Annotated in this window: 6 protein-coding genes and 3 tRNA genes; 5 read left to right on the top strand and 4 right to left on the bottom strand. The window is 44.1% G+C overall.

The genetic code is table 11. From position 1 onward, the window contains the following. Positions 1-99: 99 nt before the first annotated feature. Together BACPLE_RS16885 and BACPLE_RS16880 are read right to left on the bottom strand one after the other, a co-directional pair. On the bottom strand, positions 100-1821 hold the full coding sequence (locus BACPLE_RS16885) for a S41 family peptidase (protein ID WP_040313365.1): 1722 nt from the start codon (positions 1819-1821) through the stop codon (positions 100-102). Between the two features lie 53 nt (positions 1822-1874). Further along, positions 1875-2861 (bottom strand): adenosine kinase, encoded by a 987-nt coding sequence (locus BACPLE_RS16880; RefSeq protein ID WP_007564165.1) that lies wholly within the window; start codon positions 2859-2861, stop codon positions 1875-1877. A 79-nt stretch (positions 2862-2940) separates the two neighbouring features. On the opposite strand from BACPLE_RS16880, the gene BACPLE_RS16875 reads away from it, so the two are divergent. The 5 genes from BACPLE_RS16875 (at position 2941) to BACPLE_RS16855 (ending at position 4756) form a co-directional block, all read left to right on the top strand. Continuing rightward, positions 2941-3014, top strand: a tRNA-Asn gene (locus BACPLE_RS16875). A 28-nt stretch (positions 3015-3042) separates the two neighbouring features. Further along, positions 3043-3116 (top strand) — tRNA-Asn (locus BACPLE_RS16870). A 26-nt stretch (positions 3117-3142) separates the two neighbouring features. Continuing rightward, positions 3143-3216, top strand: a tRNA-Asn gene (locus BACPLE_RS16865). Positions 3217-3398: 182 nt separating this feature from the next. Beyond that, positions 3399-4325, top strand: coding sequence for a magnesium transporter CorA family protein (locus BACPLE_RS16860; protein WP_040313420.1), 927 nt, complete (start codon positions 3399-3401; stop codon positions 4323-4325). A gap of 11 nt (positions 4326-4336) precedes the next feature. After that, positions 4337-4756: a hypothetical protein gene (locus BACPLE_RS16855; RefSeq protein WP_007564163.1), complete on the top strand. Its 420-nt coding sequence runs from the start codon at positions 4337-4339 to the stop codon at positions 4754-4756. Positions 4757-4947: 191 nt separating this feature from the next. Here the strand turns inward: BACPLE_RS16855 and rpoC are convergent, their stop codons facing one another. Both rpoC and rpoB read right to left on the bottom strand, forming a co-directional pair. Further along, the gene (rpoC, locus tag BACPLE_RS16850) at positions 4948-9234 is read right to left on the bottom strand and encodes a DNA-directed RNA polymerase subunit beta' (protein WP_007564162.1); all 4287 of its coding nucleotides are present in this window, start codon (positions 9232-9234) and stop codon (positions 4948-4950) included. Between the two features lie 76 nt (positions 9235-9310). Continuing rightward, positions 9311-13123, bottom strand: a complete 3813-nt coding sequence (gene rpoB, locus BACPLE_RS16845) for a DNA-directed RNA polymerase subunit beta (RefSeq protein WP_007564161.1) — start codon at positions 13121-13123, stop codon at positions 9311-9313. Between the last annotated feature and the right edge of the window lie 39 nt (positions 13124-13162).

The following is a 13162-nucleotide window of genomic DNA, read 5'->3' as shown; positions in this document are numbered from 1 at the left end:
GCAAGTACGTTTCACTTCAAATGCACTTGCGTTTGAAACAAAACGTACTTGCGTTTTCCGAGCCTTACTTGAAAGCTCTCCAGAAGCCTCTCTGAGGCCTTATTTCTTCGTTTCTTCCTTCTTTGCCAGTTCATCTTTCTTTACCGGTGCAGAAAGAATCTCCCGATAACGGACAGGATTCTGCAATACCTTGATGGCTTCTTCCAAATCAGTATCATCTTTCAACCGTTCCATCGCCGCACCACGCTGATAAAAATAGCGGGTCACAATTTCCTGTGAGATATATTCTTTAATCGGTTTGGCAAAATAATCCAGGTCGCGGTCCAGGTTATGGTTGAGCTTCTTTTCCAGCGCCTTGAATTCCTCTGCCGCCTCAGTCATGTAGCCCTCAAACTCGGCTATTTCCTTCAGACTTTTCAACATCTTCTCACTCTGGCGGTCGTAAGTAAAGTTACGTGATTTCACCAGTTTCTTGAAAGCCTCATAATCGGCATCGGTCAGTTTGAAGTCGTCTACCGAAGCCAATGTAGGATGATCCCAGCAATATTGGGTAGCATAATCGAAAATCAGGTCGTCGTTCATCAGGTAGAACACGATGTTCGGAATCTTGTCTCCCTTCACTTCGATGTCCGGACGGATACCTCCTCCATCACGCACCTCACGTCCGGCAGCAGTATGGAATACGGTGGTCAGACTATCGGGTGTACGGGCTACTGAACCGTCGGCATTCTTCTTGGCATAATCAATAGCCTGGATACAACGTCCGCTGGGAATATAGTATTTGGAAGTGGTCACTTTCAGCGTGCCGTTGTAGGGCAACGGACGGATGGTCTGCACCAGTCCTTTTCCGAAGGTGCGCGAACCGATGACTACCGCACGGTCCAGGTCCTGCAACGAACCGCTCACGATTTCAGAAGCCGAAGCCGTGGCACCGTTCACGAGTACCGCCAGCGGAATCTGTGTATCGACCGGTTCATTCTGGGTTTTGTAAGAACCTTGTGCCTGGCGTACCTTTCCTTTTGTCACTACAATCTCCTGTCCTTTCGGCACGTAGAGATTGACAATATCTACCGCTTCCGATAAGGAACCACCTCCGTTGTCGCGCAAGTCGATAATCAGCGACTTGGCACCTTTCTGTTTCAGTTCGATGAAAGCTTTTTTGAAATCCTTGGCAGAGTTTTCCGTAAAGCTGGACAAAGCTAAATAACCGATACTGTCTTTCACCATGCCGTAATAGGGCACCGGATTGGTACGGATGTTCTTACGGGTAATTTTAAATTCCATCACCGTACTGTCGTTCTTGAGCGGACGCAGCACTTTCAAGACGAACGAAGTTCCCGGTTCTCCACGCAGCGCTTCGCTGACCTTGGAAGAAAATTCCTGGGGTTTCATGTCGCCACGTACCATTTCTTTTCCTCCTACCGAGAGAATGATGTCGCCTGCCTTGACTCCGGCTTCGGCTGCCGGCATGCCTTCGGTAGGTTCCACCACTGCAATGCGGTCTTTGGCCTCATAATAGCGGATGGCCGCACCGATACCGCCGTATTTTCCGGTAGTCATTTCCTTAAGACTGCTCACCTCTTCTTCCGGATAGTACTCCGTATAAGGGTCGGTCAGTGAAAGCATACCTTCCACTCCGGTCTGAATCATTTTTTCGGCATTCACGGTATCTACATAAAACAAATCCAGTTCCTTGAAAATGGAGTTGAATATGTCCAGATTCTTTGATATCTGAAAATTACGGTCGTCTTCCTTGAAGCTGGTCATGCCCATCCCCAACATCACGATAAAGGCTCCGGCCAGCATTTTTCTTGCATTCATATATAGTCTGTTTACAAAATTGTTCTTCCTTGCAAATAAACACATTATTCCGGTTAGACTTGCAGAAGTGATTCAATATTTAACTTAATTTCGTCCCATTTCTTAGCAGGTAAGGTGGTACCGACTTCCTGAATGACGGCTGTGGCCAGAATGGTACTGATTTGCACGCATTTTTCCAGCGAATAACCGCACGTCAGGCCGTACATGAAGCCGGCGGCATAGAAATCGCCTGCACCGGTGGTGTCCAGCACATTATCAATCGGACAAGACAGCAGTTGAATGACTTCTGTGCCTTTCTTCACGAGGGAACCTTCTTTTCCGGTTTTCACTACGGCAATGCTGCATTTGGACGCAATTTCTTCCAAGGCTTCATGAGGAGCTTTTCCCGTATAGGCCAGTGCTTCGCTCTCATTGGCAAACACGATGTCCACATATTTCACAATCAACTGGTCGAAGAAGTCACGTTCGGCTTCCACCACATTGTAGCTTGCCATATCGAGACAAACCTGAAGTCCTTCTTCCTTGGCCAGCTGTACGGCGCGCAGCATCAGGTCATGGTCTTGCAAAAGATAGCCTTCAATATAGAGATAATTGTATCCGGCAAACATTTTACGCGACAAGTCTTCTGCCCTCAGTGTGGCAGCTGCTCCCAGATAAGTACCGAACGTGCGCTCTCCATCGGTAGAAATGAAAGTCGATGCAATGCCCGACGGCAAATCGCAGGTGGTCAGCAAGGCATTTACCCCACGCTGACGGAGGGTATCACCAAAGAAAGTTCCCGTCTCGTCCTGGCCTACCTTTCCGATAAATCCGGGATTGGCTCCCAATGCAGCCAGTGCACAGACCGTATTGCCGGCCGAACCGCCGGTAGAGCGATGAATCTTCATCCCTGAGGTATATTTACGTATTTCAGACAAGGTGTCTTCTTGTATCAACTGCATGCTTCCTTTGGGCAAATGTAGCTTTTCCAGCAAGGAATCGTCATCAATTCTTACCAGTACATCGACCAATGCATTGCCCATTCCTATAATTTTATCCATTTTACTTCATTTTTTTTGCAAAGATATTGCATAATTCAAAATATCCTACTACCTTTGCATCGCAATTAAAGGAAAACCTTCTTCAGTAGCTCAGTCGGTTAGAGCATCTGACTGTTAATCAGAGGGTCGTTGGTTCAAGTCCAACCTGAAGAGCTCCTTTTTTTGAAACATGTTTGAATCTTCTTCAGTAGCTCAGTCGGTTAGAGCATCTGACTGTTAATCAGAGGGTCGTTGGTTCAAGTCCAACCTGAAGAGCTCTTTTTTGAAACATGTTTAAATCTTCTTCAGTAGCTCAGTCGGTTAGAGCATCTGACTGTTAATCAGAGGGTCGTTGGTTCAAGTCCAACCTGAAGAGCTTGAGAGTTCGTTGAATAAACGAACTTTTTTTATACCCTAAAACGAACTAATATGGACGATTATTACTCGCGAACGTATTACAATTATTTTAACCACTTCCTGAAGGGGTGTCGTGAGTAATCCTGTCTTTTACTCTGAAGATGCTCCTCCGGGCTTAAAATGAAGGAAAGGAGCATACAGATGAGAAAGTATCTTTTTTGTGAAGCTGGCTTTGTAGAGAAAGCTAACTGGCAACCTAACTGCTGGATTAACATTGAATGTCCGGATGCCGCGGATTTCCACTTCCTGCAAGAACAATTAAAAGTTCCCCAGTCTTTTTTGAATGACATTGCCGATACCGACGAACGTCCGCGTACGGATACGGAAGGTAACTGGCTGCTGACTATTCTGCGTATTCCCGTACAGACTCCTGATTCAAAAGTGCCGTATGCCACGGTGCCTATCGGTATTATTACGAACAATGAACTGGTGATTTCGGTTTGCTATCACTCTACGGAGATGCTGCCGGACTTTATTGAGCATACGCAGCGCAAAGGTATCAACGTGCCCAATAAATACGAACTGATTCTGCGACTGATTTACTCGTCGGCTGTATGGTTCCTGAAATACCTGAAACAAATCAACAACGAAGTGAACAATGCAGAAAAGGAGCTGGAGCGTAGCATCCGTAACGAGGACTTGCTCCGGCTGATGAACCTGCAGAAGAGTCTGGTATATTTCAATACGTCTATCCGTGGCAATGAGGTCATGATAGGCAAATTGCAGAATATCTTTAATGAAAAGGACTACCAGAATACGGAACTGACAGAAGATGTGCTCATCGAGCTGAAGCAGGCACACAATCAGGTAAACATTTACAGTGACATTCTTACGGGTACCATGGATGCTTTTGCTTCCATCATCTCCAATAACGTGAACACCATAATGAAACGCATGACCAGTCTTTCTATCGTGCTGATGGTACCGACACTGATTGCCAGTTTCTATGGTATGAACGTGGATATTCACATCGAAGGACTGCCGCATGCCTTTGCCTTGATTGTATGTTTCTCCATCTTCCTCTCGGCAACGGCTTTTGTTATTTTCCGGAAAATAAAGTGGTTCTAAGCTGAGGGTATATGAAATACGGAGTATCTTCCAATACGCTGCTGCTTACGGCTGGAATCGTATGGCTGGTTGCCGGTATCAACATTCTCCGTATCGGCATTTCCTGCTGGATAACGGACGCGCACTACTGGCTGCTTAAGGTCTGCGAGGCCAGTCTGATATTCCTGCTGTTCTTCTGCATGATTTTCCACAAGCTCTACCGCAAGCATGCACAGCGTATCACAGCCGGTAACCCCAACAAACGCTGTCCATTCTCGTTTTTTGACGTGAAAGGCTGGCTGGTGATGGCTTTCATGATTGCACTGGGTATAACTATCCGTACCGCACGCCTGCTACCGGAAAGCTTTATTGCGGTCTTTTATACCGGACTTTCCCTCGCACTGATGGCCACAGGAGGACGTTTCATCCTGCTATATTGGAAAAGGAAATAAAACCGGGCTACGCATCAGCAAAGTACTATTTCCCCTCCTATAATGTGGAAATGACAGTTACTACACAATTACAATAGTCAATTATCAGAGTAACGAAAAACTTTAAATATACGATGCTTGCTTACATCAAATAAGCACATAAAAAAAGCCGCCTCAAATGAGACGGCTTTTTTTTATGATAGTAGTTGAGATTATTCAACTCCACTGTAATCTAATACATTCTTCTTGTTTGCCAAAATGCGATCGTATTCTTCTTTAGAACCTACCACAATCTTTTCAAACTCACGCTGACCTGTACCAGCAGGAATCAAGTGACCGCAGATAACGTTCTCTTTCATACCTTCCAGTTTATCAACCTTACCGTTGATAGCAGCTTCGTTCAATACCTTGGTAGTTTCCTGGAATGATGCAGCTGACATGAAGCTTGATGTCTGCAATGCAGCACGTGTAATACCCTGCAGAATCTGAGTAGAAGTAGCAGGAACTGCATCACGTACTTCAACCAGTTTCAAGTCACGGCGTTTCAGCATACTGTTTTCATCACGGAGCTTACGAGCTGTAACAATCTGTCCCGGCTGCAAGTTCTGAGAATCACCAGCGTCTACAACCACTTTCTTACCCCAGATACGGTCGTTTTCCTCATTGAATTCAATGCGGTCTACAACCTGCTGTTCCAAGAAGCGAGTATCACCCGGTTCGTCAATCTGTACCTTACGCATCATCTGACGAACGATGATTTCGAAGTGCTTATCGTTAATCTTCACACCCTGCAGACGGTAAACGTCCTGGATTTCATTTACGATATATTCCTGAACGGCTGTAGGACCTTTGATGGCCAAGATGTCGGCAGGAGTAATAGCACCGTCAGACAACGGAGTTCCGGCACGTACATAGTCGTTTTCCTGAACCAGAATCTGCTTAGACAAAGCAACCAAGTACTTACGAACGTCACCAGTCTTCGATGTAACGATGATTTCACGGTTACCACGTTTAATCTTACCCATCGTAATTTCACCATCGATTTCAGAAACAACAGCCGGATTAGACGGGTTACGAGCTTCAAACAACTCAGTTACACGTGGAAGACCACCGGTGATATCACCCGCCTTACCTACGGCACGCGGAATCTTCACCAGAATATCACCCGACTTCACGGTTTGTTTGTCTTCTACTACTACGTGACCACCTACCGGTAAGTTGTATGTACGGATAATTCCACCGTTCTCATCCAAGATGTGCAATGACGGAATCTTCGTCTTATCCTTAGATTCAGTAATAATGATTTCACGCAAACCTGTAGCTTCATCTGATTCTACCTTATAGGTTACGTTTTCAATTACTGATTCAAAATCAATCTTACCAGCAGCTTCTGTTACGATAACGGCGTTGAACGGATCCCACTTAGCAATCAACTTGCCCTTTTCTACTACTTCACCGTCTGAAGCATACAACTTAGAACCGTAAGGAACGTTGTGAGTAGAAAGGATGATACCTGTATTCACATCCACAAAGCGAACCTCGGCCAAACGACCTACTACAATCTTCACTGGTTCACCAGTTTCTTCTACAGCATCAACCGTACGCAATTCTTCGAATTCCAGACGAGCATCATTCTTAGCCACGATACTTGCATTAGCAGCCATGTTACCTGCGATACCTCCGGCGTGGAATGTACGCAGAGTCAACTGAGTACCCGGTTCACCGATTGACTGAGCAGCGATTACGCCGACAGCTTCACCCTTCTGTACCATACGACTGGTAGCCAGGTTACGTCCGTAACATTTCGCACATACACCCTTCTTCGATTCACAAGTCAATACAGAGCGGATTTCTACGCTTTCAATCGGAGATTTTTCGATTTCTTCTGCAATGTCTTCTGTAATCTCTTCACCAGCAGCTACAATCAGCTTACCAGTTGTCGGGTGGATAATATCATGAACAGATACACGACCCAGAATACGTTCGTACAAAGTAGCGATAACTTCATCGTTGTTCTTCAACGCTGTACAAACCAGACCACGCAATGTACCACAATCTTCTTCGTTGATAATCACGTCATGAGAAACGTCAACCAAACGACGAGTCAAGTATCCGGCATCGGCAGTCTTCAACGCGGTATCGGCAAGACCCTTACGAGCACCGTGGGTAGAGATAAAGTATTCCAACACCGAAAGACCTTCCTTAAAGTTAGAAAGAATCGGGTTTTCAATAATCTGTGCACCCTCAGCACCAGCTTTCTGCGGTTTAGCCATCAAACCACGCATACCAGACAACTGACGAATCTGTTCCTTAGAACCACGGGCACCAGAATCCAACATCATAAATACAGAGTTAAATCCTTGGTCGTCGTTCTTAATAGTCTTATATAGAATGTCTGACAAGTCACTGTTTACGTGAGTCCAAGTATCAATTACCTGGTTGTAACGTTCGTTATCGGTGATGAATCCCATGTTATAATTCATCATAATCTGTTCGATTTCTTCGTTACCACGTTTTACCAGTTCTTCCTTCTCCTTCGGGATAATGATATCACCCAAGTTGAATGACAGACCACCTTCGAATGCTTTCTTATAACCTAAGTTCTTGATACCATCCAAGAATTCGCAAGCACGAGCCACACCAACAGCCTTAATAACATCGCTGATGATGTCACGCAGAGACTTCTTAGAAATAACGGTATTCAAATAACCACATTCATCCGGAACCAGTTCATTTACAATGACACGACCTACAGAAGTTTCCTTAATCAACTTCTTCACGATATTGCCGTTTTCATCAAGGTCATTAGCCACTACGCTGATGATAGCATGAATGTCTACCTTACCTTCATTGTAAGCAATCATTGCTTCTTCCGGTCCATAGAAAATCAAACCTTCACCTTTGGCACCCTTACGCAATTTGGTAATGTAATACAATCCCAATACCATATCCTGTGCAGGCACAGTGATAGGCGCACCATTGGCAGGGTTCAAAATATTGTGTGACTGAAGCATCAACATCTGAGCTTCCAGTACAGCTTCGTTACTCAAAGGCAAGTGCACGGCCATCTGGTCACCATCGAAGTCGGCGTTGAACGCGGTACAAGCCAACGGGTGCAACTGGATAGCTTTTCCTTCGATCATCTTAGGCTGGAAGGCCTGGATACCCAAGCGGTGAAGTGTCGGAGCACGGTTCAACAATACCGGGTGTCCCTTCATTACATGTTCCAGGATATCCCAGATAACAGATTCCTTGCGGTCTACAATCTTCTTCGCTGATTTCACTGTCTTCACAATACCACGTTCAATCAGCTTACGGATGATGAACGGTTTGTACAATTCTGCAGCCATCAGCTTAGGAATACCACATTCACCCATCTTCAGTTCCGGACCTACGACAATTACAGAACGAGCAGAGTAGTCCACACGTTTACCCAACAAGTTCTGACGGAAACGTCCTTGCTTACCTTTCAAGCTGTCTGACAAAGATTTCAACGGACGGTTGGCATCTGTCTTCACTGCACTTGACTTACGAGAGTTGTCGAACAATGAATCGACAGCTTCCTGAAGCATACGTTTTTCATTACGCAAAATCACTTCCGGAGCCTTGATTTCAATCAGACGTTTCAAACGGTTGTTACGGATAATTACACGACGATACAAATCGTTCAAGTCTGAAGTAGCGAAGCGACCACCATCCAGCGGAACCAACGGACGCAATTCAGGCGGAATAACCGGTACGATACGTACAATCATCCATTCCGGTTTGTTGCGGCCACGAGATGCACGGAAAGATTCTACTACCTGCAAGCGCTTCAAAGCTTCGTTCTTACGCTGCTGTGAAGAATCATTGTTTGCCTTATGACGCAATTCGTATGACAAAGCATCCAAATCAATTCCTACCAGCAAATCATATATTGCTTCAGCACCCATCTTGGCGATAAACTTATTCGGATCGCTGTCTTCCAGATATTGATTCTCTTTCGGAAGAGTTTCCATAATATCCAGATACTCTTCTTCAGACAACAAGTCATATTTACTGATACCATCTTCAGCCTTCACACCCGGTTGGATAACTACATAACGTTCATAATAAATGATAGCATCCAGCTTCTTTGTCGGCAATCCCAGCAGATAACCAATCTTATTAGGCAATGAACGGAAATACCAGATATGAGCTACAGGTACCACCAACTGAATGTGGCCACTACGCTCACGACGTACTTTCTTTTCTGTTACTTCCACACCGCATCGGTCGCAGACAATGCCTTTGTAGCGAATACGTTTGTACTTACCACAATGACATTCGTAGTCCTTCACCGGACCGAAGATACGTTCGCAGAACAAACCGTCACGTTCCGGTTTATAAGTACGATAGTTGATGGTTTCCGGTTTCAGAACCTCACCATAAGAATTTTCCAGAATCTCTTCGGGTGATGCCAGACCGATCGTAATCTTTGAGAAATTACTTTTTATCTTAGTATCTTTTCTAAAAGCCATACTTTTTATTTTATGATAATGAAGAATTTAATCATGAAGAATGGAAGTTATCTTTTCCATTCTCCATTTGAAAAAGTTATTCCAACGTAATGCTCAAGCACAAACCTCTAAGTTCATGCAACAATACGTTGAGAGATTCAGGAATACCCGGAGTCGGCATAGGTTCACCTTTCACAATTGCTTCGTATGCCTTAGAACGTCCTACTACGTCATCAGACTTGATAGTCAAGATTTCCTGAAGTACATGAGCAGCACCGAATGCTTCGATTGCCCAAACCTCCATTTCTCCGAAACGCTGACCACCGAACTGAGCCTTACCACCAAGTGGCTGCTGAGTAATCAATGAGTACGGACCGATTGAACGGGCATGCATCTTGTCTTCAACCATGTGACCCAGTTTCAACATGTAAGTCACACCGACTGTAGCCGGCTGGTCAAACTGATCACCTGTACCACCATCATACAAGTAAGTCTTACAATAGCGTGGCAGACCAGCTTTGTCAGTCCATTCATCCAAGTCATCCAAAGTAGCACCATCGAAAATCGGAGTCGCAAACTTCACACCCAATTCTTTTCCGGCACGTCCCAGTACAGCTTCGAAAATCTGACCGATGTTCATACGAGAAGGCACACCCAACGGGTTCAATACGATATCAACCGGAGTACCGTCAGCCAAGAATGGCATATCTTCCTGACGAACCACACGTGAAACGATACCCTTGTTACCGTGACGACCGGCCATCTTATCACCCACACCAATCTTACGTTTCTTAGCAATGTAAACCTTTGCCATCTGAATAATACCTGAAGGCAATTCATCACCGATTGTCAACGCAAACTTCTTACGTTTCAATTCGGCATCCAGTTCCTTGTACTTCTTCAGATAGTTTACGATAAGATCACGAATCATGTCATTCTTATGAGCATCAGCAGTCCACTTGCTCAACTGAATTACGGTATAATCCAATGATTCCAAATCGTATTTAGTAAACTTAGCTCCCTTGGCAATCACTTCAGTTCCCAAATAATCTTTCACACCCTGAGAAACCTTATCAGCTGTCAATACCAACAACTTGTCAATCAAAATTGCCTTCAGAGCTGCAGCTTTTTCCTCAAATTCTTCATTCAGTTTCGGCAGAATAGCCTTATCTGCATTTTTCTCACTACGAGTCTTTATTACACGAGAATATAATTTCTTGTCAATAACCACACCGCGCAATGATGGAGAAGCTTTCAATGAAGCATCTTTCACATCTCCAGCCTTGTCACCAAAGATAGCACGCAACAGTTTTTCTTCTGGAGAAGGATCAGATTCTCCCTTCGGAGTAATCTTACCAATCAGGATATCACCCGGTTCAATACGTGCACCAATACGTACGATACCGTTTTCATCCAAATCTTTGGTTGCTTCTTCGCTCACATTCGGAATATCAGAAGTCAATTCCTCCATACCGCGTTTAGTTTCGCGTACTTCCAGAATATATTCATCTACGTGAACAGATGTCAGAATATCTTCACGAACCACACGTTCGTTCAATACAATAGCATCCTCGTAGTTGTAACCTTTCCACGGCATGTAAGCTACCAGCAGGTTCTTACCCAATGCCAACTCTCCATTTGCTGTAGAATAACCTTCAGTCAGGATATCTCCCTTCTTCACGCGCTGTCCTTTATTACAAATCGGACGCAAGTCGATGGTCATGCTCTGGTTTGTCTTGCGGAACTTCGGAATACGATATTCCTTCAATGCCGGTTCGAAGCTTACAAACTCTTCATCTTCTGTACGGTCATACAAAATACGAATTGTAGTAGCATCCACAAAGTCAATCACACCATCCCCTTCTGCAGCAATCTGTGTACGTGAATCTTCACACAATTGTTTTTCGATACCTGTACCTACAATCGGAGCTTCAGTCTTCAACAAAGGAACTGCCTGGCGCATCATGTTAGATCCCATCAACGCACGGTTCGCATCGTCATGTTCAAGGAACGGAATCAATGAAGCCGCAATAGATGCAATCTGCTGAGGAGCGACGTCCATCAATTCTACCTGGTCTGGAGTAACTACCGGATAATCCGCATCACGACGTGCTTTTACCTTTTCACGGATAAATGTACCGTCATCATTCAGCGGAGCATTACCCTGAGCGATAATCTTGTCTTCTTCTTCTTCTGCAGAAAGGTATTCAATACCTTCATTTGACAAGTCTACTACTCCGTCTTTCACTTTACGGTAAGGAGTAACGATGAAGCCCAGTTCATTAATCTTTGCATAAACACACAAAGAAGAAATCAAACCAATATTCGGACCTTCAGGAGTTTCAATCGGACACAAACGACCATAGTGAGTATAGTGTACGTCTCGAACCTCGAAACCTGCACGGTCACGTGACAAACCACCAGGTCCCAAAGCAGACAAACGACGCTTATGCGTAATTTCAGCCAGCGGGTTAGTCTGGTCCATGAACTGTGACAAAGCATTTGTTCCAAAGAATGAGTTGATTACAGACGAAATAGTTTTCGCGTTAATCAAATCAATCGGAGTAAATACTTCGTTGTCGCGTACGTTCATACGTTCACGGATTGTACGTGACATACGAGCCAAACCAATTGCAAACTGATTAGACAACTGTTCACCCACTGTACGTACACGACGGTTACTCAAGTGGTCAATATCATCTACATCAGCCTTTGAGTTAATCAACTCAATGAGATATTTGATAATCTCGATAATATCTTGTTTCGTCAATACTCTGACATCCATAGGAGTATCCAAGTTCAACTTCTTGTTGATACGATAACGTCCTACATCACCCAGATCATAACGTTTTTCTGAGAAGAACAAGTTGTTGATAACTTCACGTGCACTTGCATCATCGGCCGGATCGGCATTACGCAACTGACGATAGATATACAATACAGCTTCTTTTTCAGAGTTACTTGGGTCTTTCTGTAAAGTATTGAAGATAATAGAATAGTCAGAGGCATTTGCTTCTTCGTTGTGAACGAGGATATTCTGTACACCAGACTCGATAATCAAATCGATATGTTCAGGTTCAATGACAGTTTCACGGTCAATTACTACCTCGTTACGTTCGATAGAAACAACTTCACCAGTATCTTCATCCACAAAATCTTCTGTCCATGTTTTCAATACACGAGCAGCCAATTTGCGTCCAATAATCTTTTTCAGGTTAGTTTTATTAACCTTTACATCCTCAGCCAGATTGAAAATTTCAAGAATATCCTTATCATTTTCAAATCCTACAGCTCTCAACAAAGTTGTTACCGGAAGTTTCTTCTTACGGTCGATGTACGCATACATCACATTGTTGATATCCGTAGCGAACTCAATCCAAGATCCTTTAAACGGGATAATACGAGCCGAATACAATTTGGTACCATTGGCATGGATGCTTTGACCAAAGAATACACCCGGAGAACGGTGCAGCTGAGAAACAACTACACGTTCAGCACCATTAATTACAAAGGTGCCTTTCGGAGTCATATAAGGAATTGGTCCCAGATACACATCCTGAATCACTGTGTCAAAATCTTCGTGATCGGGGTCGGTACAATAAAGCTTCAATTTAGCTTTCAAAGGTACACTATATGTCAAGCCACGTTCCAAACAATCATCAATTGTATAGTGAGGCGGATCAATATAGTAGTCAAGGAACTCGAGCACGAAGTTATTGCGTGTATCAGCTATAGGGAAGTTTTCCGCAAAAACTTTATACAAACCATCATTCTTTCGTTTTTCGGGTGGGGTATCTAATTGCAAGAAGTCCTGAAATGACTTCAACTGTACTTCCAGAAAATCCGGATACTGCATCGGATTCTTAATAGAAGCAAAATTAATTCGTTGATTTTGAGTTTCTGAAGACATCTGTATGGAGTTTAAAATGTAAAAACTAGGATAATTATA

Origin of the sequence: Phocaeicola plebeius DSM 17135 (genome assembly GCF_000187895.1) — a bacterium.
Taxonomy (GTDB): domain Bacteria; phylum Bacteroidota; class Bacteroidia; order Bacteroidales; family Bacteroidaceae; genus Phocaeicola; species Phocaeicola plebeius.
Note: the sequence above shows the minus strand (reverse complement) of the source record. Positions and strands in the feature narration are given on the sequence as shown.

What these genes read in the sequence shown, in the direction of transcription:
- BACPLE_RS16885 (WP_040313365.1), bottom strand. Translation starts at nt 1,821, where the DNA reads ATGAATGCAAGAAAAATGCTGGCCGGAGCCTTTATCGTGATGTTGGGG.
- BACPLE_RS16880 (WP_007564165.1), bottom strand. Translation starts at nt 2,861, where the DNA reads ATGGATAAAATTATAGGAATGGGCAATGCATTGGTCGATGTACTGGTA.
- BACPLE_RS16860 (WP_040313420.1), top strand. Translation starts at nt 3,399, where the DNA reads ATGAGAAAGTATCTTTTTTGTGAAGCTGGCTTTGTAGAGAAAGCTAAC.
- BACPLE_RS16855 (WP_007564163.1), top strand. Translation starts at nt 4,337, where the DNA reads ATGAAATACGGAGTATCTTCCAATACGCTGCTGCTTACGGCTGGAATC.
- rpoC (WP_007564162.1), bottom strand. Translation starts at nt 9,234, where the DNA reads ATGGCTTTTAGAAAAGATACTAAGATAAAAAGTAATTTCTCAAAGATT.
- rpoB (WP_007564161.1), bottom strand. Translation starts at nt 13,123, where the DNA reads ATGTCTTCAGAAACTCAAAATCAACGAATTAATTTTGCTTCTATTAAG.